Origin of the sequence: Paenibacillus sp. LHD-38, from assembly GCF_031157315.1 — a bacterium.
Taxonomy (GTDB): domain Bacteria; phylum Bacillota; class Bacilli; order Paenibacillales; family Paenibacillaceae; genus Pristimantibacillus.
Window position 1 is genome coordinate 201,835 of the sequence record NZ_JAVIFU010000005.1, and the last position, 25,751, is coordinate 227,585.

The window sequence follows — 25,751 nt, forward strand, 5'->3', positions numbered from 1 at the left end:
TCTAATTTATATTTTCAATCGACAAACCGTGTTCATTTTCGCTTAGATATAACTCCCCTATGCCGCGTATGGTTACGTTAACCGGGAAGCTCTCAGCCGTTTTGTTCGTGAAATGCCAGCGCCTGCCCGTTTCAACCACCATCAACAAGCCGTCGTCATCCCCGATTGGATTAAAGCTGTCGTCACGCGTCTTATAGGTCATGAGCCCGAGATCGGCAAACCGGTCTACGGCCGCCGGAACCTTGCTGGTCGGTACACCAATCTCGCTGATGCAAAGGATGTCCTGCTTCGGGTCGAAGGGACGATCAGTGGCATTGTCCATCGTATGACGTGCAATAAGCTCCAGTATATTACCCGCCGGATCTTCAAAATAAACCGAATGCGAGTTCCAGGACTCGCTATAGGACACATCCTGACCTGCCTCAGTGCCTATCGGCACCATTGCTTCGATCCAAGTTTTCGCCTCCGGCAGCCTGTTCTCCGGAATCGTAAAAGCAAAGTGGTAATAATGTTCTTCGGCCGGCTTCTGCTCCATCTCCTGGAACGTGAGCTCGCTCCAGCCTGCCCTCACCGTAAAGCTGCCCTGCTCCGAGCGAACAATCGGAAGACCCAATACCTCGCTGTAAAAGGGCTGAATGTCCGCTGCGCTTGCCGTCGTTAACAAAAGCTTCTCTATAATCATTTTACACCTCGTTGTGTTCAAAATACAAAGAGCTTTCCGTTGCGAAAGCTCTTGCCTCTGCCGGATCCTCATGCATGCCGTAAGCGAGCATCAGCTTCGTTAGGGCAGCTTCCACGGAAAGCTTCTCTATTACAATCGCTCCCGCTTCAATCAAACGCAGGGAAGACGAATAGAGCGCATCCGAACGATCTCTAATCGGACATATGTAAACGTCAATGCCTAATCCCTTGCAGCGTGCGATAAACTGCGGGAGCGAGTACGGCCCCTCTTCGACTGCGCAGGCCGTTCCGGAATGATGAAGATCATGGAGCACCGCTTTAGGCCGATTGGGTGAAAAATCGTAATAGGTATAATCCAGGCCGGGATAAGGCCTAATATATACGATGCTGGAATCTAGATGCAGCGCTTCCGCTTCCCACTGCAATGCCGTTTTCGGCGCAGCCAGCCGAAGCGTTTCCGGCTTCGGATTACGTGCATGCGGAAGCCAGCTGAATACGCTATCCGCTATTTTACCGTAGGGTACGCCATATGGACTGCCAAACTGGTCCGTGAAGGACACGGCTTGCGTAATCCGCGTTCCGAGATAAACAAGCGTGTCCCCTTTGTCATCCTCGTACACGACAAATACGCCCGGGAGCTGTTCACCCGCAGCAAAATCGATCGCATTCACAAAATTGCGCCGCCCGTTGCTCCGCTCGTCAGCCAGCGGGTAATTGCTCGCAGTCAGAACGAATGGTATCCGCGTGTCTGCAAATAAATAACTGATCATTGCTGCAATGTAGGCTAGCGTATCCGAACCATGCGTAATGACAAGGCCATCATACGGGCTAAGGTCCAAGCGGCGTATGGTTTGTGCTAACGTAATCCAATCGTATGTCGTCAAATTCTCGCTTAACAAGTTTAGCGGCTGTATCGCATGAAGCGTTACGTCACTGCGCTTTCGCGCACTATGGTTGTAATCATCAATAAGGGAATAAGAGCCCGCACCGTCGACATCGATGCCCTCCCCTTGTTTTCTGCTTCCAATGGTTCCTCCGGTAAATACAACTAACAGCTGCTTCATCACCTGTTCCTCCTTGCTGCTTGCCATCGCTTCCTAGCGATCTCTAATAATGGAATGCTATCATCGTATATGCGGCGATGCATCCAGGTCAAGACTCGCCGTCATTCTTAACAGGTTGCCCCGTCCTACTAGCTTCATACGAACAGCCTATGCTTACATGATATGACAAACAGAGCTGCCGCTGGGCCCGCGGTTCTTCGCGCGCCCAGCAGCAGCTCCTGCTTGTTTAATCACCTTCCAGCTCTCTTTGCCGTTGCCAAAAATCATTAAACTGCTCCAGCAGTGCCTCCGTCGAAACGACACCCTGCAAATATTGCCGTCCAGCAACAGTAGCCTCTTCAAAATACTCGCTATAATTTGAATAATGGCTTCCGCTTCCGCGCGAACATGCAAGAAGCCTACGTTCTGCGTAGGCTTCTTGCATGCGATAAATTTAAGCCGTCATGCGGCGTAATGGCTTTCTGAGCAGCACTCTTCCTCCAAGGAGCATAAGCGTGATGGCAATCGTCGCGCCGTACATCCATTTCATCGCCGGAAGCTGTGAATCCGTTCCCGCAAAGAACCCATGTGCCATGGCCAGCATGAAGATGGGATAGGCCAGCAAATGAATCGTTAGCCATAGGCCCTTCGACAATTTTTGGCGAAAATCGGATGTAAGCAGCAAAAGAATAAGGCCGTAAAGCGAGATTGTGCCCATTCCATAAAGCACGGGATGCTCATGAGCCATAAAAGGTATGAGAATTTCCTTCCACTCAAACGGCGTATAGGTATCAATGACAAGCACCGCGGCATGCAGCAAAGCCAGCAGTGACCCGCTATTCGTCAAGCGCATATGTGTTTTGTAGATAGCTGGTTTTCTTTTGCCTTTTACAAACGGATAGCTGTAAAGGATGCCTAAAGCCATTCCGGCAAATAAAAGCAAATAAGCGGCAATACCGAATATACGCGTAAGCTGCCAAGTCGGCAGGCCAATAATCAAGTCCGTCAATTGATATACCTCCCATTCGTCTTTTGGGGAACCGCTGCTTGATGCCTGTAAAGCGACCGGTCCAACTTATAGATGTAACCCTCGTAGGAAGGAGCATGCTCGGCAAGCATAGCCGTTCCCAGCTTCAGTCCGGCAATGCATACAACCTTCGCCCACACCTCGCATGCCGTGACATCCGGTCCCGCTATCGTGCACTGGGCAACATCACTGCCGCTCGGCTTCATTTCACGAGGATCTATCAGGTGATGGTATACACCATGCGGCGTTTTCCAGCTTCGTCCAAGCGTGCTGGAGGTCGCCACTCCGCCATTATATAGGCAAATAGCGGCGTCACTGCAGGAAGTATCCCATGGATTTTGAATACGCAGCTCTGCGGGGCCGCCATCCGTACAGTCATCCCATACCATCGCATCGCCTCCCGCGTTAATTAATCCTTTTTTAATGCCCCGTTTGCGCCGCAGCCACTCCGACAGCCTTCGGACAGACCAGCTCTTTGCAATCCCTCCAAGATCAAGCTGCGCACCGCTGCTTAGCCTTACCGCTTTCATCCGTGTATCCATTTCCAGGAATAACTCATCCGGTCTTAGTATCTCTCCTTGAAAGTGTGCGTCAGGCTTAAACTGCCCCGCATGCTCAAAGGACTGACCATACCCTGCCGCATGCAGCGCCGCCAAAACGTTAGCGTTAAAAAAGCCATCTGTACGAAGCCGATACGCTTCAGCTTCAGCCAACAGCTCAAATAAAATATCCGATACAAGCATCCAGCTCCCCGCAGCGCGGTTTAGCCTGCTCAGCTCGCTGCCCGCGTTAAACCGACTAAGCCGTGTCTCCATATCCTCGAACCAGTCTTTTACCAAAGCAGCGAAATCGCCAGCCTCTGCTTCTGTTTTTGCGGAATCCGAAAGCGGATTTAGCTGGTGGATAAGCTGTGCCTCAACGTCTGTGTTCATCGCGCGAAATTGAATAGTTATCCGGTTATTCATCCTATGAACGCCCCGTCTGAGACCGCAGGCCGCCGCGGGCCGATCCGGATTCGCTGTCCTGCTCAGGGACGGCCTCCCAGCCCCCGTTTTCCTCCGCTTCGCCGTAACGCTCCGACCGGCTGTTAGATCTCTGCTGCACCCAGCCGTCTACTACGCTGTCTTCCTCCTCAAGCTGCTGCTCAATCGTTTGGTCTGAGCCCTCGCCCGCTTTAAGGGCATGCGCTAGCTGGAAAGCCTGACTATTCTGTATGGAGCCGAATACAAGAAATACAGCAAATGCGCCGCATGCCCCGAGCTGCCATTTTATCGCCTTGGATTGTTTCATCGATCCGCTCACCCTCCTTTTTTTATCCATCGTTTCTGCTAATTTAAGCAGAGTATATCGCGGTATTCTGAATCCCAGGTTAAAACAATACAAGCGTAAACGGCTGACGCCGTTCTTGGCGGCAAAAGCTCGTTTCGCGATGAAATATAAGCATAGTATAACGTTAAAATTTATACTTTCTTATATTTTAAAAAAACGATCAGTCTCGCCCAGTTGACGGATCTAACCGTTTAGCTCCTATCCGCCTTACATAATTTATTTTAAAATTTGTAAATAATAATAATAATCATTGTCAATGCTGTAAGTGTAGCAAGACGATGCCAACTGACGAATAACGGGTATGGCTGCAGAGTATTGACTGGCTTTTACCCTATAGGGATTGACTAGACCGGCATATGCCGTATGATAAAGACCGAGGTGACGATTCATGATTGATCAAAAAAACGATGGCTCCGAAGAGCATCGCCAGCATAAAACGGAAGAAGCTGGCGCCAATGAGCGCCGCGGCGCAAGCAAGCGGTATTTTGGCCGAGGCGGCGTGAAATTTGCGTTATTAAAGCTGCTTAATAGCGAGCCTATGCATGGCTATCAGATGATGAAGGCTTTAGAGGAGCAATCCGGCGGCCTCTATGTACCGAGCGCGGGCTCTATATATCCGACACTCCAAATGCTCGAAGAGCGCGGATTTATTGCAATGAAGGATGAAGATAACGGCAAAAAGGTGTATATGATTACAGAGCAGGGCCGCTCGGCCTTGCTTCTTCTGCCAGATAAAACAAGATGCGAAACAAGCGAGGATGGCCGCTGCTCCCCGGAGAACGGATCCTTCCGCAATGAGAAAATACGCCAAAAGCTTGGTCTGTCTCATGAGACCTATGATCTGCTCCTCCTAGTGACGCGAGCCGAGCAGGAGGCTTCCGCCAGCAAGGAACAAACGGAGCGGCTGCAGCGCCTGCTAAACGAGCAGCAGCAGCAGATTAACGCCTTCCTTGCCAGCGAAGAGCGGATTGCGCAACCACATAACAGCGTATAAACAAGCGTAAACGGCTGTCGCCGTCCTTTGCGGCCAAAGCTCGTTTCGCGGTAAAATATAAGAATCCCGATAAGCCCGAAAACTTATAAATTCTTATATTTCAAAAAAAGATTACCGCAAGGCCTCCAAGTTGGAGGCCAAGGGTAATCTTTTTTAATCATTAGTGCGAGGAATCATGCGAGACCTGATGTCCTTTCAGCTTTTGACCGCTATGAACGCTGCCTGAATGCTCGGCATCCTTTGCGCGCCCCATGAACGGCCACCAGTTGGCGGCTCCGAACATGCGCACCATGACCGGTATAAACAAAGGAAGCATCAGCAGCGCATACATGAACAAGCCGCAGAGCACGATCGTCGCGATTTGCAGGAGCGACATCACGCCCGAAGGCAGCATCGCGGCGAATGTCCCGCCTAGAATAACGGCTGCCGACATAATAACCGTACCCATGTTTTTCATCGCTTCCAGAATCGCTTCCTGCGGAGATAGATGGCGATATTCCTTGAAGCGATCCATTAAGAAGATACTGTAGTCGATTCCGAGCGCGACCAGCATCACGAAGCCGAAGAACGGCACCGCCCAGCTAATGCCGGATTGCCCGAGCACCCTCACGAATATGACCTCCGCAATCGCCATTGACGAGTAGAACGTGACGAGGAGCGAAGCGACCATATACAGGGGCATGACGATGGAGCGGAACAAGATGATGAGAATGATCGAAATCCCAATCAGCATGAGAATAACGGTACGTGAATAATCCGCATTCGAAATATTGCTTAAATCATTATTCATGCTCGTTACGCCGCCGACGGCTACCTCAGCTCCGTTGTATTCCGTACCTTGGATGGCACGGTTGACAGCTGCTTCAAGACCGTCGATTTGAGCCATCGTCTCCTGCGCGTAAGGATTGCCGTTAAAGACAACATCAAATTTTGCCGTTTGGCGGTCTTCCGACATATAAACGTTCAGCGCAGACTGGAACTCCTCGTTCGCAATGGCTTCCTCCGGAATGTACCAGCCGCTCATTTGCTTATTCGGCGCTTCGGCAAGCCCGTTCAGGTAACCGCCGGCAGAAGCCAGCCCATCCGTTACCTGCGATAAGCCGTCAACGCTTTGATCGAGTCCGTTCGTAAGCTCGCTCAGCTGATCATTTAAGGATGCAAAACCGGCTTGCAGCTCCTTCTGCCCCTCCGAGAGCTCATTAAAGCCTTGCGTCACGCTCGGCAGCTTTGATACGATTTGACCTTGGCCCGCAGCCGCTTGCGCGATTCCGCTTTGCAGCTCAGCGAGCCCCGCAGCCAGCTTGCCAAGTCCTGCCGCTAACGCGGATTGACCTTCTGATGCTTGAAGCAGTCCGGCATTCGCTTGCGTCATACCGGCCGAGATGCCTGAAAGCTGCTCATTCAGCTGCGTCAATTGACCGCTTATGCCTGCTGCGCCCTCTTGAAGCTGCCCCAGCGAGCTAAGCATTTCCTTATATTTCTCGTCGTCTTGCAGCTCCGGATAGCTGTCTTGCAAACCGGTCAGGCTTTGTTCTACGCCGGATAAGCCGTCAGCCAGCTTCGCTTGCTCGGAAGCAATCGTGCTATATGCGCCAGTTAACTGACCTAGGCCGCCTCCTAGCTGCTCGTAGCTGCTCAGCAATTGACGGCTGGCATCAGCCAGCTTCTTCGTGCTTGCCTCTGCCTGCTTCAAGCCTTCGCTCAGCTCACCCGCACCCGCTGATCCATCCAGCATTCCCTGCTGAATCCGCTTCAGACCTGCGCCAAGCTCTACGATGCCTGCCTTCAGCTCATTTGTCCCGTCAATAAGCTGGCCTGCGCCATCTACCGCTTCAGTTAGCATTGGCGCATTTTCGCTCAGCGCGCTGCTTGCTTCAGATAGGCCATCACCGATTTTATCTAAGCCTTCTCCGCTTTGACCAAGTCCGTCCTCAAGGGTCGTCACTTGATCAGACACGAGAAATTGCTCCATGACATCGCCGGTAGGACGCGTCGCGCTACGAACGGCCTTGACGCCTTCCGTATTGGCAAGCTCACGGCTAATCTGTTCGAGTGCAGCAAGCCCCTCAGGCGTATCCATCGGTTTATCCGTCTTGACAATAACCGTAGTCGGCAAGGAGTCGCCAGGCCCGAAGCTCTCTGAAATAATATTAAAAGCTTTAACAGAATCATATTTATCGCCAATTTCATCAAGCGAGTTAAAGGATATGGTCCCTTTATACGCGGTCAGAAACGGAACGATGATGACCGCCAAAATAATAAGCGCCCATAAGGGGCGTTTCAATGAAAACTTGCCGACTGTTCCCCACAGCTTGCTCGGTTTATGCTCCAATGAGCCCTTTGCCGGCCAAAACAGCTTCGTGCCGAGCACCGCCATAAAAAACGGTACGATCGTGAACAATGCGATAAGCAGCACCGCTACACCAACTGCAACCGCAACCGCCGAGCGGTATAGCATAAAGGTCGAGAAGCCGATCGCTGCAAAACCAACCAGCACGGCTAAACCGGAAAACAATACCGTTCTGCCTGCTGTGCGATAGGTTTGAATAATTGCTTCCGTCTTATCGCCTCCGCTGTGCGTAAGCTCTTCCTTAAAGCGGCTGATGAGCAAAATGCAATAATCCGTACCGATGCCGAACAATACGGCGACGAGGAATATCTGCGTGAAGTTCGAGAGCGGAAAATCGAAGTACTCGACTAAAAACGCGATAACCGATTGTGAAATTAAGTAAGTAAAGCCCACCGCAACAAGCGGTACGAGCGGCGCGACGGCCGAACGAAATACGACGAAAAGTATGACCAAAATAAAGCCAAGCGTAATGAACTCCGTTTTCTTAAGCCCTTCCTGGGAGCTCTGCACGACATCCTCCGAGATCAGCCAGTTTCCGGTGTAATAATGATCGACCTTCACATCCGAAATCGTCTCATAAAGCCCGTCTCTCAGCTCGGCAAGTTCACGGTCACCAGCTTCGACATTGACAAGCACCAAGATGGTGCTTCCATCCTCGGAGACCATCTGCTCTTCCAACTCTTTGGTATCAAAGTGAGTGGTCACGGAGAGAACGCCAATCTTCTCGGCATTGCTCTTCAGCTTATCGATTCCGCCCTTCACTTCCTTTAAATCCGCGTCAGATAAGCCGCCTTCCTTATGAAATACAAGAACAGTCGGCATCCCGCTGCTGGCCCCGGCCCCGTCATTTCCGCCGATCGCCTCCTCCAGCTCGTTTGCAATCGTCGAGGAATAGCCGTCAGGCACGTTAACCTGCCCTTTCGTTCTTACAAGCTCTTCCATGTTCGGTGCGCTTAGCATCAGACCGACAGCAGCAGCCAGCCATAACACCAGAACCAGCCATCTCCATTTCAGTACGGTTCTCATCTCTAATCTCCCTCCAGTAATATAAAGCTAAGATTGCATCATTTCATTCGCCAGCCTCTCGAAGGTCTCGATAAAAGTAAGTGCTTCCTGCTCTTCGAAACGGTCAATATATTTGGCCAACAGCACTTGGATTTTATCCTCCATGCGGTCACAAACCTGCTTTCCCTCTTGAGTAAGCGCCAAATAGATGACACGGCGATCTTTTTCATCAGGCAGCCTTTGAATCAGGTTCTTGTCAAACAGCCTGGTAATGATTGCGGTTATCGAGCTTTTGCCCACGCAAAAAATGTCCGCCAGCTCGGATGATGTGCTTTTCTCCCTCGACCGTAAATACCGCAGCGTTGAAAATTGATCAACCGTCAGATCATCTGGCATTAGCTCGCGGATCATCGCATTTAACCGGCGGTTAACGAGAAAATTCGCCGCCTCGTAGCGATCGATAATATCTTTTAGTAACGCTCGATCCACACTGATGTCCTCCCTCTCATGAAGCATTCCTGCAACCGTTAAATTAATTCTATTGTGAAATAGTTCGATAATAGAACTATATCAGACAACTATGCGCCCAGCAATCCTTTAGTTTTGAACGTATGGTGAAGCGTAAACGGATGTCGCCGTCCTCTGTGGCAAAAGCAGTCGTTTCGCGGAGATATATAAGCACATTTATATGTGAAAACATATAAATTCTTATATATGAATAAATTGTCATTTATTCCTATATCAAGAAATGAGATTTGCACTGCGATGAGCTGCAGGGCTGCTTATTCAGCAAGCCCCTTCCGCCGCGAGAGCTTGAGCAGCTGCTTGGCAGAGCCGTTTGAAGCAGCGGGGGTACCAAGCGTAAACGGCTGCTGCCGTCCTTGGGTGGCAACAGCTCGTTTCGCGGTGAAATATAAGCTTATTTATAAATGTGAAACTTATAAATTCTTATATTTAAAAAAGGAGCGGTCTCTCGGTCTATGACCAAAGAGACTGCTCCTTTTCTTATCGCGTATTGCTCACCTAAGCTGTGCTTGCTTCATGCCCCGCTCCGCTTAAATCGCTGACTCTTCGGAAGCATCGGCGTTCGTTTGCTCTTGTGCAGCTGCGTCGCCTTTGCGTTCGCCGCGCGGCCCTTTACCGCCCTTTCCTGATAACGGCAGCTCTCCGTTTACATGCTTTGTAGCATGCTCGATGGCTGCCGCCAGCTTCGTATCATACTGCTCCTGCGTGATCGTGCCCGCAGCTAGTAGCTCAGCCAGCTTCGTCTTCTGATCCTTCACTTGCAGATCGATAAGCGTTTGAACGGCGACGCCCTTCTCGGCTGCTACTGCCGCGATGGTCTTACCCGCTTCCAGCTCTACTTTTAGCTCCTCTGCCGTAAAGCCGAGCGCCGATGCAATCTCATCTAGGTTTTTTCCAAATCCTTGGCCCTTGCCGCGCTGCGGCAGCACGCCATTCACATGCTGAGTCGCACGCTCGACAGCTTCTGCAAACCGTGTATCATATTGCTCCTGCGTGATAGTACCCGCCGCTAATTGCTCAGCCAGCTTCGTCTTCTGATCCTTCACTTGCAGGTCGATAAGCGTTTGAACGGCGACGCCCTTCTCGGCCGCTACTGCCGCGATGGTCTTGCCCGCTTCCAACTCGGCCTTAAGCGCCTCTTCTGTCACGCCCAGCGCTGCAGCAACGGCGGTTAGATCTTTGCCAAATCCGCCGCCTTTCCCGCCGCCGCCATGCTTCCCGAAGCCAAAACCTTTGGAATCAAGCAGCTTTTCTGCTGTAGTCGCCGCATCCGGCTTGGCTGCCTTGTCCGCATCGGAAGCCGCAGCGGCTTCTGTATCAGTCGTTGCTGCTGCTTCGGCTGCTTCCAGCCACTCCACCAGCTTTGTCTTCAGCTCCGCTCTTGTTTTTCCTTGCTCGACTGCAATCTCCGACAGTGTTAATGTTTTTAGCTTTGTCTGCAGCGCGCTCTCTTCTAATCCTAAGTATTCAAGAAGCTGTGTTTGTATTTGTTCAAAGCCGCGTCCGAATCCGCCGCGTTTGCCTGCATGATCCTTACCCGCTTTGCCGTTCTCTGCCTGTGTGCTCTGTGCCAGCTGCTTGTCGCTGCTGCTTGCCGCAAATACGGCTTGTCCTGCCCATAGGCTTCCGCCTCCGAGCGCCAGCGTTAGCGCGATTGCTCCTGCTGTAATTGCCTTTGCTTTTGCTTTTGCATTCATTATTTAACTTCCACCTTTCACTTTCGATTTGTTGTTACAAGATCTATCATAGCCAGCAATACTTAAGCCTCCTTTAAACCTAGCTGAATGTTGGCTGAATATGGATTTGAATCCTTCTGTGACATTATTAATTCGACAAAAATTTCAACAAAAAAACGGCTAAGCGGGAATGACTTCCGCTTAGCCGTTTTTGTTATTGAATCTATGCCGGTAAGGCTGCGCCTAATTGCAGCTGGTACATCGCATAATACTTGCCGCGCTGTTCCATTAGCTCGTCATGGTTGCCGCGCTCCACGATAACGCCGCGATCAAGCACGAGAATTTGGTCAGCATTCCGAATCGTGGACAGACGGTGAGCGATCACAAATGTCGTACGGCCCTTCTTCAGCACATCAAGCGCTTCTTGGATAATGGCTTCCGTCTCCGTATCAATGCTCGCTGTCGCTTCATCGAGGATTAGGATAGCCGGGTCATAAGCCAGCGCCCGGGCGAATGAAACGAGCTGACGCTGTCCGGCTGAGAGCGTGCTGCCCTTCTCAATAACCGGCGCATCAATTCCACCATTAAGCTGGCTGAACATCTCATAGGCGCCTACGTCACGGAGCGACTGCTCGATTTTCTCGCGGCTGATAGCCGGGTTATCCAGACTGATGTTGGACGCAATCGTTCCCGTAAACAAGAACGGGTCTTGAAGGACGATCCCCATATGCTGGCGAAGCAGCTGCTTCGGAATATCGCGTACATCCATGCCGTCCACGATGATCTTACCTTCGTTTGAATCATAGAAACGGAACAGCAGGTTTAGAATCGAGCTTTTGCCAGACCCGGTGTGACCGACCAGCGCCACGGTTTCACCTTGACGCGCGTGGAAGGAGATATGCTTCAGCACATACTCATCCTGTTTGTAAGCAAAGGATACGTCCTCGAACTTAACATCGCCTTTGTACCGGTCCATCTTGCCGAGAGCCACATCGATCCCCTCCTCGTCCATCAGCTTAAACACCCGCTCTGCCGATACGCGTGCCGTCTCCAAATTCGAGAGCTGATTTACGATACCCACAATCGGAGCAAACATCCGGTTCATATAGTCGACAAAAGCGTACAGTACGCCGACCGATACCGCTGAGCGGAGCGAATCGCCCCAGAACATCCAAATGACAATGATGAACAAAATATTCCGCACCACGTTAACCAAATTATGAGACGTAATGGAATTGAGGCTGAGCAGCTTATTTTGATACTTATAATAATGCTCGTTCATTTCCTCAAATTCCTTGGTCGTCTCCCTCTGGCGGCGAAACGCTTGAATAATCGTCATCCCTTGGATGGATTCATTGATCATGCCGTTAATCTCGCTCAGCTTCGAGCGGATGATGCGGTTATACCGTGCCGCGAATTTCCGGTAAACGATAATCCAGATGATGAGAATAGGCACAAGCGGCAGCGCCACGAGCGCTAATCGCACATCCAATAAGAACAAGGCGCCATAAATGGCTGCCATATAAATAATGCCTGTGAAAAAATTCGCCAGCACCGCGACATAGAGCTCGCGAATGGCTTCCGTATCGTTCGTGACACGGGATACGACCTGACCTGCCGAGAGGTTATCATAATAGTTCACAGGCAGCCGCTGCGTGTGCGCGAAAATATCGGTGCGCATCTTGCGCACGATGCGATTCGCCGACGTTTGCAGCATAAGCCGCTGACCGTAGGTAAATACGGCGACCAGCAGCAGAAAACCAAAATACATAACGGCCAGCTTCATTAAGGAAGGAAACTCCGGCTGATAGAACGCATAGAGCTCTTCTCTAGTGAGCTTCGTTACGGGATACGAGACACTCTCCCCTGTATCCTTGTTTGTCACGGTAAGGGTATTTCCCTCGACCACGCGTTTGCCTTCATCCGATGCCAGTGCATCGTCGAGCCAATAAAACTGCCTTCCTACCTGCAGCACGCGTACCTCTTTGCCCTTCTGCCCGGAAGCATCTGCGGCAAAATGATCCTCGCGCTTATACCATTTGTCTTTATAAAGAACGGCGAAGTCCTGCTTAGCCTCAACCTCATGCCACTTTTTCTCAATACCGAGAATGTTTTGGTCGATCATCCGCTTTGCTATAAACGGTCCCGAAAGCTCTGCGCACACAGCAAGCACGAGCAGCAAAAGGGCAAGCATGATCGGTTTTTTATAAAGCATGGCGTATTGAAACAATCGTTTTCCTGTATTGCCCATTGCCCTTCACGCCTCCAATTTATTACGTTTCAATTATGGCCTCCAGCTGCTGGCGATCATACTGCTCGCGATACCAGCCGCCGCGCTCCAGCAATTGCTCATGCGTGCCTTCCTGCACGATCCGTCCTTCATCGAGGACGATAATCCAATCGGCATGCTGCACGGCCGATAAGCGATGCGTCGTAATGAGCGTTGTCTTGCCAGCTCTCTCCGTACGGATGCCTTCAATAATTTCAGCCTCCGTCTTGCCGTCTACAGCCGACAAGGCATCGTCCATCAGCAATATTTCCGGGTCGGCGATGAGCGCGCGCGCAATGCTGACACGCTGCTTCTGACCGCCGGAAAGCGCTACTCCCCGTTCGCCAACCATCGTTGCAAGCCCATCCGGCAGAAACTTGATATCCTTCGCGAACGATGCCCGCTCCAGCGCCCGCTGCAAATCTTCTTCTGTGCCTTCTTTAAGGCCAAAGAAAATATTTTCGCGAATGGTCTTCGAGAAAAGAATCGGCTGCTGCGGCACATAACCGATCCAGCCAAGCAGTTCATCGATCTTCAGGCTGCCAAGCGCCGCCCCGGATATGTTGATGTCGCCCTTGCCAAGCGGATATTCCCTTAGCAGCTGTTTTAGCAGCGTGGTCTTGCCACTGCCGGTTCTGCCTACTATGCCGAGCGTTTGCCCTTGCCGCAGCGTAAAGGATACGTTCGCAAGGTTATCAACCGTTGAGGAAGGATAACGGAACGTAACATCCCGGAACTGCAGCGAAGACGGCTCCTTTACATGCACCGGTACGCCAGCGTCGGCAACGTCCGGCTTATAGCCAAGCGTTTCATTGACGCGGTCCAGTGAGGCATTGCCTCGCTGCATGATATTAATCAGTTCGCCGATGGCGAACATCGGCCAAATCAGCATGCCGAGAAATACGTTAAAGGAGACCAGCTCTCCGAGCGTAATTTCGTTATGGAATACGAGATAGCCGCCATAACAAAGGCCGATCAAATAACTTGTTCCGACGAGAATTTTCATCGTCGGCTCGAATAGCGCATCGATACGCGCTACGGCGATATTTTTGCTAAGCACATCATTCGTTTTGGCGCCAAAGCGCGCCTCGTTTGCTTCCTCCTGCACGAAGGCCCGTATGACCCGCACACCGGAAACCGATTCAAGCACCTGATCGTTCAATTCACCGAATGCGTCCTGCGCATCCATGAAGCGCTCGTGAATTTTTTTGCCGTAATGCTTCATCGCCAGCGCCATAAGGGGAAGCGGCAATAAGGCGGCAAGCGTAAGCTTCACGCTGATTAAGCCTGCCATAACGATTAGAATCGTAATCATGAACAGCGTCGAGTCGATAAGCGTCAAAATACCGAAGCCCGCCGTCGTCGCTACCGCACCCAAGTCATTCGTAGAGCGAGCCATAAGATCGCCCGTCCGGTTGCGCTCGTAGAAGGTCGGAGTCATGCGAAGAAAATGCCCCATCAGACGCGACCGAAGCAGCTTCTCCAGCACGAATGCTCCGCCAAACAGCTTATAATGCCATACATACGTAATGATATAACCCACAACCGTCAGCCCTATCCAGCTGTACAGCACGCGATTAAACTCAGCCTGCCCCAGCAGGTCCTGATGGATGCCGTCTATCGTATAGCCGATCAGCCAAGGCGGTATAACATCAATAAATCCCGTTAAAATAAGAAGTGAAATGGCAACGGAATAACGCTTCCAATTCATTTTGAAAAACCAGCTTAATTTTTTGAGTACACTGAACATCCTTCTCTACCACACCTTCCGTTATCCATCCAAACCTCGTTTACCTTCTGTTTACTCCCTCAGCATGAGTACATGGCAGCAGCCGCTTCAATCGTTACAAAAAAAAGAAGCGTGTCGCCGTAACGACACGCTTCTTCTCTTTGTAAAACACGACTGCACAGCAGTCCTGCCTTACAAGCATAGAAAAGGCGCATGATTACGATGACGTAACCATGCGCCTCCGATGCAGGGAATACCCTTAATCAAAGTAAAACGACGCGCGGATGGATTACGTTATTCATGTCCAAACGATGGTTCATTGCTGCATTTGCGTTAAAGTGAATGTTTGTATTCATGGAACGTAACCCTCCTCTCGATAAAATCTAATTGTCACTTTACCATTCCAGGAAATGACTGTCAACCCTTCGTTTGGGTATACTTTTTTTAAAATATAAGAACTTATAAGTTTGTGAAGCTTAACGTATTCTTATATTTCACCGCGAAACGAGCTTTTACCGCCATAGGACGGCGACAGCCGTTTACGCTTGTAATCAAACATTACCAAGCTCGGTTCCATTAATGCTAGTGCTGAAAAGCGCATTCCCTCTCATGAGAAGCGGATCCGTGTCACAAATCGTTCCCGTTTACTGTGATTTAGATCACAAAGGGAAGGTTCTTACGCGGCTATACTTGAGTTATTCGATAAGGCGCGGTGAGAACGGATCAGCCCGTTCCATCCTGCATGGCGCCAATAGACAGTGGAGGGATTAATCATGTTAAGTGCGAATTCGGTTCAAATCATTAAATCTACGGTTCCCGTATTAGAGGTTCACGGCGTTACGATTACGAAACGCTTTTATGAGCTGCTGTTCACGAATCATCCGGAGCTGTTGAATATATTCAATCACGCCAACCAAAAACAAGGCAAACAACAGACTGCTTTAGCCAACGCGGTTTACGCAGCTGCATTGCATATTGATAATCTAGCGGCCATTATCCCGGTCGTGAAGCAAATTGGACATAAGCATCGCAGCCTGGGCGTTAAGCCGGAGCATTATCCAATTGTCGGAACCTATTTGCTCAAGGCAATCAAGGAAGTGCTCGGGGATGCGGCTACGGATGAAATTTTAAATGCGTGGGCAGAAGCTTACGGTATCATTGCGGATGCATTTATTAGCATTGAGCAGGAAATGTACGAGGCTGCTCATACGCAGCTTGGCGGCTGGGAGGGCTTCCGCCCGTTCCGGGTGGAGCGGCTCGTCAAGGAGAGCGACGTTATTTCTTCTTTTTATTTGGTTCCGGAGGACGGCGGCGACATCGCCAGCTTTATTCCCGGCCAATACGTGAGCGTGAAGCTCCAAATAGAAGGCGCCGAGCATACGCAAATCCGGCAGTACAGCCTGTCCGATTCGCCCGGCAAGCCCTATTACCGCATATCGGTAAAACGCGAGGATGCTTATCAGGACCGCTCCGCGGGAGCCGTTTCCTCCTATTTGCATCAATGCGCACAGGAAGGCCAGACCTTATGGCTGTCGGCTCCAGCCGGTGATTTCACGCTTAACACCGACGATCAGCGTCCCGTTGTTTTGATTAGCGGAGGCGTCGGCTTAACCCCTATGGTCAGCATGCTGAACACGCTGACCGAACGCTATAACACGCGGCCGGTCACCTTTATCCATGCGGCTCAGAACGGCGAAGTACACGCGATGAGAGACCATGTCAATGCGCTGGCAGACCAGCATCCGCAGCTATCAGTGTTTTATTGCTACCAGAACCCGACAGAAGAAGACATCCGGCTGCAGCGCTTCCACAAGGAAGGCTATATCGACTCGGCATGGCTGCAATCCGTCATTCCGGATGCGGACGCTCAATATTACTTCTGCGGGCCGACTCCTTTTATGGCAGCCGTTAAACGTTCGCTGAGCGAGTGGGGCATTCCTGAAGCTGATACCCATTTCGAATTTTTTGGCCCGGCTGCAAGCCTCGAAACCGCTGCATCCAGCTAGTTCGGCTCGGATTCTTTCATTTGGGCGCGAAGCAGCCTGTTGACCGTTTCGCGCCTAAGGCCGATGAGCTGGCCGATCTCATCCTGCGTCAGCACATCGGTAATGGACATAGGACCGATATAAACGGCAAACCATTGCTGAAGCCTGATCAGCTTATCTGCCGGAGCAACCTGCGTTAATTGATCAATCCGCTGCTGCATCATACGCAGCTTGCTTTGGAGGAGCAGCGCGATTTCGCGGTTCTTCTCCGGATTTCGCTCGAGCTCGCCATACCACTGCTGCGGCGATACGCTGTCAACCTCGCAGGTGATGAGCGCTACCGCCGTGCCGTGATAGGGCATCGGGCTAATCAACGAATGATGCGGAATGGTTTCTCCAGGCACGATGAGATTAACCAGAAACGGATTGCCGTCCTCATGGACGCGAACGATCTTCAGCAATCCGCTTCGAAGATGGAAGAGCGATCCGCTTTCCCCTTGGCGAAATAAAACTTGTCCTTTGTGCAAAAGCATGCCGTTCCTCCTTATTTCAGGGCCCAACCGGATTTTTCGGCTGGGCTTTATTGCTGTGAACTCCCTCTGATTTCCGATCGGCAGCATCAAAAATGTCACATTTAAGCAATTGACTGTACAAGAATGCCCGGAGTAAAATGTTACATGCTGAGTAAAGTTATCGGTTGATCCAACTAGGAAAGTAGGCGAGCCAGCAGCATGCGTATCAGAACCTATGCCATCTGTCTTTATATCATCATGATTTACTGGATATCCTCACATATTCCCTATATGCATTCCTTGTTTTTCCCTACCCTGGGCGCTTTCAGCCTGCTCTTCATCTCGCGCCCGTTCGAGAAAGCAGAAGTGAGCAAAATTGCCTTTGGCGCCGTCATTTCCTCGCTTGTCGGATCTGTATTCGTTTATTGGAATCCCGGCGTGCTGTCCCTGCTTCTCACGCTCTTGATCGTCCTGTATTTGATTAATAAATTCAAATGGAATGCGCCTCCGATATTGGCCGTTTCGCTCATTCCGTTTTTCACCCAGCCGTCGTTATTATGGGTCATTCCTTTATCCGTATGCGGATCGCTTCTCGGCTTGCTGCTTACGCTGTCAGCCGCCGCCTACGTAGAGAAACGATTCGGCAGCGTTTCGCTGCTTCCAAAAAGAGCCGCCAAAACAGAATCCGATTCCGCCATGTAATCAGCCCTTCCACTCCTCCGGCAAAAGCCGCTGGTATTGCGGCTGTAAATACCGATCGTCAATGAGCACTAGCGTCCCGCGATCGGTTTCCGAGCGTATTAGGCGGCCGCCCGCCTGCAGCACCTTATTCATGCCGGGAAACACATATGCGTAATCGTAGCCGCTCTTGCCCTGCTCGTTAAAATAATCCTTCAGCATATTCCGCTCTACGCCTAACTGCGGCAGCCCAACGCCAACGACGATCACCCCGATTAATCGATCTCCGGCCAAATCGACGCCTTCCGAGAATACGCCTCCCATAACGGCGAAACCAATCAAAGAATTTCCGTTACCTGCTTGGAACGTATCCAGAAAGCGATCCCGCTCCTCCTCTGTCATATCCGGTCTTTGCAGCAGCACCTCTGCGCTTGTTGCCGCGCCCGCAGGAACCGACCACTCCATTAGCTCCATATAAGTCTCATAAACCGCGTTCATATAAGCGTAGGAGGGGAAAAATACGAAATAATTGCCCGGGCGCTCGCCCATGAGTTGCATAATCAGCTTCGCAATCGGCAGCTTCGACTCATCGCGGTCGTGATAGCGCGTAGACAGCGGCTTCACCACCACCTTAAGCTGCTCCTTCGAGAAGGGAGAGGGCACAGCCAGTGTATAATCATTTTCCCCTGCTCCAAGCATGTCCATATAATAGGAAACCGGCGACAGGGTAGCAGAGAAATAAATATGCGAGCGGTAGCCTTTGCCCATCTGCTTCAGCAATTGCGAGGGGTCGAGGCAAAATAGTTTCAACCGAACATCGCTCTTCGAGAGTTCGGTATACACGACATAGCGATCATCATAAAGCTTGGCTGTCCGAATAAAATTTTGCGCTGTAAAGTACGTATCCAGCAGCAAACCGCCGCCGTTTGCGCCCGCCGCAAGCGCCTGTTCCGCAGCTGAAGCAAAGGCATCTGCCCGTGCGACCAGCTCCTCCGGAAGCTGCCGCTCGACCAAGTGCGGCGCACCGTCGCTGTTTTTGCGCAGCGCAATAAAATAATCATTGATCGCCTTCGCCGTACGGTAGCCCTCGCCATGCACCCCTTTAAGCTCACGCTGCAGGGCTAAGAACGGAGCCTTGGTCAGCTCTGCCGAGAACATCTCCCTTGCCCGGTCTACCAGATTATGCGCCTCGTCCACAAGCAGCGCCGTCCGCTTCTTCATCTCCGCATATTGACGCTTGAATGAGATTCGCGGGTCAAAAATATAATTGTAATCACAAATTACTGCATCAGCCGCATAGGCCAAATCCAGGGAAAATTCAAACGGACATACACGGTGCTTATGAGCATAAGCTTCGATAACCGACCTTGTCATCACCGTCTCCTGCTCCAAAATATCCAGTACCGCCCCATTAATCCGGTCATAATACCCGTCTGCGTAAGGACAATGCTCCTTCTCGCAGCGCACCTCTTCCTGGAAGCAGATCTTATCCTTAGCCGTTATCGTCACGGATTGCAAATGCAGTCCTTTGCTTTTCATAAAAAGCAGCGCATCCTCGGCCGCGGCCCTCGTCGTCGTTCGCGCCGTCAAATAATAAAACCGTTGAAGCATGCCTGATCCCATCGCTTTTATCGCCGGATAAGTTGTTGATATCGTCTTCCCTATGCCCGTTGGCGCCTTCGCAAACAAACGAACGCCCTCTTCGATCGACTTGTACACCGCACCTGCCAGCTTCCGCTGTCCTGCCCGATACGCCTCAAACGGAAAAGCAAGCTCGCGGATGCTCTCGTTTCTTGCCTGCTCATGCCTGCGGCGCTGCTGGGCGTAAGGCGCGTAACGCGCAGCGATCTCATAAACATACTGCTCCAGCTCGGCGAAGCTGACCACTCGCAAGAAGCGCCGCTCCTCCTCTGTCTCCGTCTGCACATAGGTCAGCTGAACGCGCATCGCCTCCTGCCCATGCTCCTTCGCGTACATATAGGCATAGAACAGAGCCTGCGCCCAGTGAACGGGATATCCGTCATCCGTTATCCGCTCCAAGTTGCCGCCGGTCGATTTAATCTCATCCACGGTAAGCAGCGGCTCTGTTCCGAGCAAACCGTCGCAGCGGCCGTCCACGGCAAACAGCAGATCATCGACCATGATCTCCGCTTTGACGTAGACCTCCTTCTGGTCCTGTTCCCCATAGGTCCGCTGTACTCTCTGATGCGCTTTCGTCCCTTCGTGCATCGTATCTATCGCATTCAGCCTTACGTCGATGCTTCCGCTTAAAAACACGTATTCGACCAGATGCCTCACCGAAATCGTAACCGTATCATTATTTAGCATAATGTCTTCTCTATCGCTCCCATAAAGAACATTTGTTCCTCAATTGTACCACAAGCGCCGTATCTGATGAGCGGCTGGCCGATGCCGCCAACGATAATAGATCTTATCAATCCTTATATTTTAAAAGAAGCACCTTCAATGCCATTCTATCAAATGGCATTGAAGGTGCTTCTCCTCTTTGGGCTATGGCGATTATAGGCTGGTTATTTAGAGCTCTTCCGTTTCATCCTCAGGATGATTGCCAACGCCGTTCAGCAGGTCCGTGCCGTGAAACTCCTCGCCCGGAGACGCCGGATCGATCGGGCTGTCCTTAGCAATTACGTCCGCATCCGGAACGGCGGCAAGCTCCTCTGAAATTTCCTCAGCGGTATCAACTTCGGAGTCCAGCTCGTCATACGCCTCGATTGCAGCCGGAATATGTGATTCGTGCACATGGGCATTCTCACGCGGATGCTGCTTCGCCAGCAGCTCAGATGCATCCGATACCGCGCCTTCCCGCGTCTCTTCCGTAAACAAACCAAATGTAGGATCGATATCTTTTTCCGTCACTAAGCTGTTCGTATGCCCCTTGTCGCGCTCTTGATCGTTATCCATTTTGATTACCTACCTCCTTAGACGTTTCTAACCTATATTACCCACTACCACGGTGGTTCTAACCAAAAAGTATCGCAGTTTTTGTCGAAAAATAAAGGAGGCAGCCGCAAACCCGTCGAACCCTAAACGAACTGCAACCAAGCGTTATCAGCCGTCGACGCCTTTGGCGGTAAGGCTGGCTGCGCAGTGAATAATAAAAATCCCCAAATGTCGAAAAACTTATAGATGCTCGTATTTTTAGAAATGGAGGCGATTATGTCTACGCCGCATCTTCACAGCTTGCTTATAACCTTAAATTGGAACCGGTTAATCCTTAATATTTTGTGGATCGTTTCCATTGTCGTGCTTGCCTCACAATTGCTTATTTATGAGGTTATTACATTAATCGTGCCTACATTCACGCCAATGAGTTATTTATCCGAGGAATTGTTCATTCCTCACACCGTTTTTTTGTTTATTATGATGGTTCTTGAGCTTTGCCACCGTTTAAATCCAAGACGTTCAGAGGAAGCGCTTATATACGCCTCATTGGCATTATCGTTTATGTATTTCTATTTTCTTAATGATCATTTTGCAGTCGCGCCTATTGTAATGATGTTTCCTCTGCTCATATCCATTATTTATTTCAAAAAAAAGTATTTATTTATTTGCCTGGCGCTAAGCTTCATTGGGCTATTTATCACACACTGTTATACGGAGAATCGCTCCTCATCCGATATTGTCGAATTGCTTATTACATCCTGTTTTATGATTATAGCCACCTTTACCGGACTTGCGGTTATCCGCCGCGGAAGCGAGCTGGTGGCTCAGCTGGATATGGTCCAGCAATCCGAGCAGGAGCTGCGCATTCAGACGATGCTGATGGAGCGTGTGGTCAAGATTGATCCGTTGACAGGTTTGCACAATCATAAATCTTTTCATGAACAATTCGAGAAGCTGCTGGCGGATCAGAAGCTGCATCCCTTTCCGCTGCAGATCGCCATTTTGGATATCGATAATTTCAAGATGGTCAATGATACGTTCGGGCACTGGGCAGGTGACATCGCGCTTAAGCATGCAGCAGCCTGCATAGCGGACCATATTAGCCGCAAAAGCTTTGCGGCAAGGTATGGCGGCGAGGAATTCGTTATCCTCTTGCGAGAAGACGATATCCAAGCTGCTTGGCTTATCATTGAGAAGCTGCGAAAAGCGATTGCGTGCATTCCCATTCCGGAAATGAACCGGCGCCATGTTACCCTAAGTATCGGCATGCATGCGGTTGAGGTTGGTGAAACGAAGGAATACGCCTTCCAGCAAGCCGACCAGGCGCTCTATGTCTCGAAGAGCGAGGGGAAAAACCGTACGACGATGCAATAAGGGGGTCCCGCCAACATTTTAACGAAAATATATGCTAAGCCCTGAATCACGTCCGGCGCAAACGGTCTATAACAAGTAACAGCAGCGGGATGAGCGTCAGAACAACAGGAATTTCGAACGGAAGCATGAACGTTAAAAGAGATCCTAGCGCAGAGAAGTTCGACAAATCCCACAAGCTGAATATGATCACAAAGATGCCTAGAGGAAACACAACCGGCCGGTAATCCGAAAGCCTCAGCGTCTGTGCAAAAGAAAGGACGGCCGCATAAAAAAACACGCTGATCTTAATAAAATTTCCGACAACCCACATCGCGAGGAGCAGTGATTCCAAATTTTCGAAAAAATTGGCGACGCTGATATAACGGAACGCGATCAGGATCGGATAATTTTTATTGCCCGTGTCAGGACCAAGCAAGAATAAAGTAATGAGATTGACATATGTCATGCTTAATACAATGGCACACAATGAAATCATGCCCCACTTCTTTCCTTTTTCCGGATTTGCCAAACAGGGCAGAAAAAAGGTCATAAAAAACAATTCGCTGATCCATGCCTGCGGTGTGGCCGTTCCTTGGAGCACCGGGATGAACCCTCGGCTTAGGATCGGGAAAATGTTTCTGACCTCCAAGTCGGGAAAGAGAAGCAGAAGAATAAATAAAGGCAAAATAAAAATAGGAGTAAAAATGACTGCGCATCTCGCCATGATTTCCAATCCAGCACGTACGGCAAAACAGGCAAGCAATACCATGGTGGAAATGATCAATAGAATCGGCGTCTTGAACAGAAAGTTGCCCGTAACGAATTCGGCATATTGTCTGATAACGTTTCCGGCGGCCTGCAGCGAAAACAGAAAGAAGATGACGGCGATCATTTTCCCAGGTATTTTCCCGACAATACGCTCGCTGTGCTGAATGACAGTCTCGTTCGGATAAAGCTCATGCAGCCGTACCGCAACATATACGGTAACGAGACCCATAAAAGACGAGAGAATGCCCGTCATCCAAAGATCGTTCCGAGCATACTGGGCCGTAATGGTCGGCAGGGAAATAAAGCCCGTGGCCAGTACGGTCGGATACAGCATCAGCGCCATTTGGACACCTGAAATTTTTCCTTTCTCCAGCATGAACTTTTACCTCCTGGTTTTTCTTATTCCTCGTAAATGATGGATAACAAGCAGCAGCAGAGGGATAAACGTCAACACTGCCGGTATTTCGAAAGGAGCTGTGTACCTATTATGGATCCCGATTCTAGATAAGCTCGGCAAATCCCATAAGCTGAAAACGATCGCCAGAATGCCAAGCGGGAAGACGGTGGGGCGGTAATCCGACAATCGAAGCGTTTGCGACAAAGAAAGGACAGCCGCATAGAAAAACACACAGATCTTTACAAAGTTTCCCACGACCCACATCGCGAGAAGCAGCGACTCCAAATTTTCAAAAATACCGGCGGCGCTAATATAACGGAAAGCGACCAAGATCGGATACGCTTTGTCGCCCGTGTCCTGCCCGAGCAAAAATAACGCAAACAAGTTGACATAAGCCATACTGAGCACGATAGCGCCCAATGCCATGTTGCCCCACTTTCGGCCTTTGTCCGGATCGGTCAAGCAGGGCAGGAAAAAGGTCATAAAGAACAATTCGCTGACCCAGGCCTGCGGCGTGGCCGTTCCCTTGAGCACAGGGATGATTCCATGGCTAAGAATAGGGAAGATGTTTCTCACGTCCAGATCGGGAATGAGGAGCAGAAGGAACAATAAAGGGAAAATAAAAATCGGCGTGAAAATGACGGCACTCCTCGCCATAGTCTCCAATCCTCCCCGTACGGCAATTGAGGCGAGTAAAACCATGGAGGAGATGATGAGCAGGATCGGCGTTTTGAACAGGAAGTTGCCCGTCACGAATTCGGCATACTGGCGGACAATCGCTCCGGTGCCATGAATCGAATAGAGAAAGAAAATGGTGCCGATGATTTTCCCTGCTAATTTCCCGGCAATCCGTTCGCTATGCTGGATGACGTTCTCATTCGGATAAAGCTCGTGGAGCCGGACCGCAGTATATACAGTAATGAGGCCCATAAAGAGGGAGAGGATGCCCGTCATCCAAAAGTCGTTTTGAGCATACTGGGACGTAATCGTCGGCAGGGCGAGAAATCCTGTGGCCAATACGGTCGGGTACAGCATTAGCGCCATTTGGACGCCTGATATTTTTCCTTTCTCCAACATCGCCATCACCATGCTTTATTTTTCTACCAGTCCCCTAAACGGCTTGAAGATAGCTTCAAGAAGCGTAGTAGGGCCCGGCGTGTTTGGAAGATCCAGCATGGTCAACAGCCATCCGATTAGGAGCAGCGATACTAACGCCGCTTTATCCTTTATCGGTTTTGCTTTCATTCGCGGCCATTCAAACCATAGAATCAGCAGTGCGGCAATCGTCACGCCGCTAAATAAAGCAAGTCTCATTTTTCCTGCACCTCTTCTTCAGGTATTCCTCCGGGAGCGTTGATCAAACCGGGCCGCTGGATGGACGCATCGACATCAATCGTTACTTCAACCTTGGGAAACAGCTCATCCCAATGATCTTTGTTCTTCTCCCACTGTTTCGGATATTTCCGATGAAAAGCCGTCGCAAAGCCTAATATGTCAACCTTATTCTTATGTTGAACTTCGCGAAGCGCTTGCTCTATACGCTCTCTTACATCATCCTCAAACGCCTTGTCCATTTTCTCTAACAATTTCGGATTCATTGGATTCAAGACGGTACCGTTCTGAATAATGTCCCCTTCCGCGCTCACCTTGATTGTCATCATCCATTTGTCGCCTTCCATTTTCGGAAGGAGCTTGACTTTGGCTTTAACTGGTTTCAACGACACGAGCTCATCTCTCCCGTCCATCGTGAAAGTAACGGTGTATTCATCGATTTCGTTTAGAATCCACATGACGCCGCGCGTCGTTTTTTCCGAAATTCGCCCGACCATTTTGTCTTTTTTGAAAAGAGCGGATCCCATGATATACGGCATCGCTTGGAAAGGTTCCGCCGACTTGGCTTTTGGAAGAATATGAACGATCGGAAGAGCAGACGCCTCAGCATCCCCTTTCAACAACATGCTAAGCTGCTCAAGCGTAACCTTGATCCCGATTTGAAAGTCGGCCATTTCCCTCAGCACTTCCGATGAACTGCGTTCAATCGGGGGGAACAATTCGAGCAAATCCGCCGCTTTTCCTTTGCTGACAAACATATAAGCTCTCTCTCTAGGCTGCGGGTGACGGACCAAAAAATCGAATTCGTCCTTGATGCCCGATTTCGCAACTTCTTCGCTGAATATAAATACTTTGCACTGTCCCCAAAACAATCTCCGCGGAATTTTTCGTTGAAGCTTGGACAGCGCATCGGAAATGTTGATTCCTTTTTCACCGCGGACGGTTGTCTTTTTCGGCGCTCCGCCGCTTGTTCCGCCCGTCATGCCTCCTCCGCCTTGGTTTTGCGGAATGATGATTTGTACGGTCACTTGAATTTGCTTGTCCTCCGCCTGGTCGAAGGCCATCGCTGTAATAAGCGCCAAATCGTTGAGCTCCGTACGGTCCCAACATCCCGCAAGAAATACGAATAAAGAGACTAAAATGCATAATTTATATAATATTTTCAAAGAGTCGGACCGCATCCATTTCACCTCT

At 50.4% G+C, this 25,751-nt stretch carries 21 protein-coding genes; 4 read left to right on the forward strand and 17 right to left on the reverse strand.

The features are described from left to right. Position 1 precedes the first annotated feature (1 nt). The 5 genes from RCO25_RS06550 to RCO25_RS06570 form a co-directional block, all read right to left on the reverse strand. Positions 2–682, reverse strand: a complete 681-nt coding sequence (locus tag RCO25_RS06550) for a VOC family protein (protein ID WP_308995324.1) — start codon at positions 680–682, stop codon at positions 2–4. A 1-nt stretch (position 683) separates the two neighbouring features. After that, positions 684–1,745, reverse strand: coding sequence for an asparaginase (locus tag RCO25_RS06555; protein WP_308995325.1), 1,062 nt, complete (start codon positions 1,743–1,745; stop codon positions 684–686). 433 nt (positions 1,746–2,178) lie between these two features. Continuing rightward, positions 2,179–2,733, reverse strand: coding sequence for a ferric reductase (locus RCO25_RS06560; RefSeq protein WP_308995326.1), 555 nt, complete (start codon positions 2,731–2,733; stop codon positions 2,179–2,181). After that, positions 2,730–3,716, reverse strand: coding sequence for an FAD:protein FMN transferase (locus tag RCO25_RS06565; protein ID WP_308995327.1), 987 nt, complete (start codon positions 3,714–3,716; stop codon positions 2,730–2,732). The genes RCO25_RS06560 and RCO25_RS06565 overlap by 4 nt, the downstream gene beginning before the upstream one ends. 1 nt (position 3,717) lies before the next feature. Then, on the reverse strand, positions 3,718–4,041 hold the full coding sequence (locus RCO25_RS06570) for a hypothetical protein (protein ID WP_308995328.1): 324 nt from the start codon (positions 4,039–4,041) through the stop codon (positions 3,718–3,720). Between the two features lie 427 nt (positions 4,042–4,468). On the opposite strand from RCO25_RS06570, the gene RCO25_RS06575 reads away from it, so the two are divergent. Next, entirely contained in the window at positions 4,469–5,074 is a 606-nt protein-coding gene (locus RCO25_RS06575) for a PadR family transcriptional regulator (protein WP_308995329.1), read from the forward strand. Positions 5,075–5,234: 160 nt separating this feature from the next. Here the strand turns inward: RCO25_RS06575 and RCO25_RS06580 are convergent, their stop codons facing one another. From RCO25_RS06580 to RCO25_RS06600, 5 genes are all read right to left on the reverse strand, one after another. Continuing rightward, positions 5,235–8,450: an efflux RND transporter permease subunit gene (locus RCO25_RS06580; protein WP_308995330.1), complete on the reverse strand. Its 3,216-nt coding sequence runs from the start codon at positions 8,448–8,450 to the stop codon at positions 5,235–5,237. A gap of 27 nt (positions 8,451–8,477) precedes the next feature. Then, positions 8,478–8,918, reverse strand: a complete 441-nt coding sequence (locus RCO25_RS06585; protein ID WP_308995331.1) for a MarR family winged helix-turn-helix transcriptional regulator — start codon at positions 8,916–8,918, stop codon at positions 8,478–8,480. 566 nt (positions 8,919–9,484) lie between these two features. Then, on the reverse strand, positions 9,485–10,651 hold the full coding sequence (locus RCO25_RS06590; protein ID WP_308995332.1) for an SHOCT domain-containing protein: 1,167 nt from the start codon (positions 10,649–10,651) through the stop codon (positions 9,485–9,487). A 202-nt stretch (positions 10,652–10,853) separates the two neighbouring features. Further along, positions 10,854–12,881, reverse strand: coding sequence for an ABC transporter ATP-binding protein (locus RCO25_RS06595; RefSeq protein ID WP_308995333.1), 2,028 nt, complete (start codon positions 12,879–12,881; stop codon positions 10,854–10,856). A 22-nt stretch (positions 12,882–12,903) separates the two neighbouring features. After that, complete coding sequence (locus RCO25_RS06600) at positions 12,904–14,649, reverse strand: ABC transporter ATP-binding protein (protein WP_308995334.1); 1,746 nt, start codon at positions 14,647–14,649, stop codon at positions 12,904–12,906. Between the two features lie 752 nt (positions 14,650–15,401). On the opposite strand from RCO25_RS06600, the gene hmpA reads away from it, so the two are divergent. After that, positions 15,402–16,634: an NO-inducible flavohemoprotein gene (gene hmpA / locus RCO25_RS06605; RefSeq protein ID WP_308995335.1), complete on the forward strand. Its 1,233-nt coding sequence runs from the start codon at positions 15,402–15,404 to the stop codon at positions 16,632–16,634. On the opposite strand, the gene RCO25_RS06610 is transcribed toward hmpA, so the two are convergent. Beyond that, positions 16,631–17,146 carry a Crp/Fnr family transcriptional regulator gene (locus tag RCO25_RS06610; protein ID WP_308995336.1) on the reverse strand — a complete coding sequence of 172 codons (516 nt, stop codon included), beginning with the start codon at positions 17,144–17,146 and terminating at the stop codon, positions 16,631–16,633. The genes hmpA and RCO25_RS06610 overlap by 4 nt on opposite strands. Positions 17,147–17,344: 198 nt before the next feature. Between RCO25_RS06610 and RCO25_RS06615 the strand changes: the two genes are divergently transcribed. Then, entirely contained in the window at positions 17,345–17,827 is a 483-nt protein-coding gene (locus RCO25_RS06615; protein ID WP_308995338.1) for an HPP family protein, read from the forward strand. Here RCO25_RS06615 and RCO25_RS06620 read toward each other — a convergent pair whose 3' ends face one another. After that, positions 17,828–20,131: a helicase C-terminal domain-containing protein gene (locus RCO25_RS06620; RefSeq protein WP_308995339.1), complete on the reverse strand. Its 2,304-nt coding sequence runs from the start codon at positions 20,129–20,131 to the stop codon at positions 17,828–17,830. It lies immediately after the preceding gene. Between the two features lie 207 nt (positions 20,132–20,338). Further along, a complete protein-coding gene (locus tag RCO25_RS06625) occupies positions 20,339–20,725 on the reverse strand; it encodes a hypothetical protein (RefSeq protein ID WP_308995341.1) in 387 nt (128 codons plus the stop codon). A 255-nt stretch (positions 20,726–20,980) separates the two neighbouring features. Here RCO25_RS06625 and RCO25_RS06630 point away from each other — a divergent pair, with 255 nt between their 5' ends. Continuing rightward, complete coding sequence (locus RCO25_RS06630) at positions 20,981–22,081, forward strand: GGDEF domain-containing protein (RefSeq protein ID WP_308995342.1); 1,101 nt, start codon at positions 20,981–20,983, stop codon at positions 22,079–22,081. Positions 22,082–22,127: 46 nt separating this feature from the next. Here RCO25_RS06630 and RCO25_RS06635 read toward each other — a convergent pair whose 3' ends face one another. From RCO25_RS06635 to RCO25_RS06650, 4 genes are read right to left on the reverse strand one after another with little or no spacing between them, the layout of a single operon-like run. Then, positions 22,128–23,204, reverse strand: a complete 1,077-nt coding sequence (locus tag RCO25_RS06635; protein ID WP_308995343.1) for a GerAB/ArcD/ProY family transporter — start codon at positions 23,202–23,204, stop codon at positions 22,128–22,130. A gap of 6 nt (positions 23,205–23,210) precedes the next feature. Beyond that, positions 23,211–24,302: a GerAB/ArcD/ProY family transporter gene (locus tag RCO25_RS06640; protein WP_308995345.1), complete on the reverse strand. Its 1,092-nt coding sequence runs from the start codon at positions 24,300–24,302 to the stop codon at positions 23,211–23,213. 15 nt (positions 24,303–24,317) lie between these two features. Continuing rightward, positions 24,318–24,539, reverse strand: coding sequence for a hypothetical protein (locus RCO25_RS06645; RefSeq protein ID WP_308995346.1), 222 nt, complete (start codon positions 24,537–24,539; stop codon positions 24,318–24,320). Beyond that, positions 24,536–25,738: a Ger(x)C family spore germination protein gene (locus tag RCO25_RS06650; protein ID WP_308995347.1), complete on the reverse strand. Its 1,203-nt coding sequence runs from the start codon at positions 25,736–25,738 to the stop codon at positions 24,536–24,538. Before RCO25_RS06650 ends, RCO25_RS06645 begins: the two co-directional genes overlap by 4 nt. Positions 25,739–25,751: the final 13 nt, after the last annotated feature.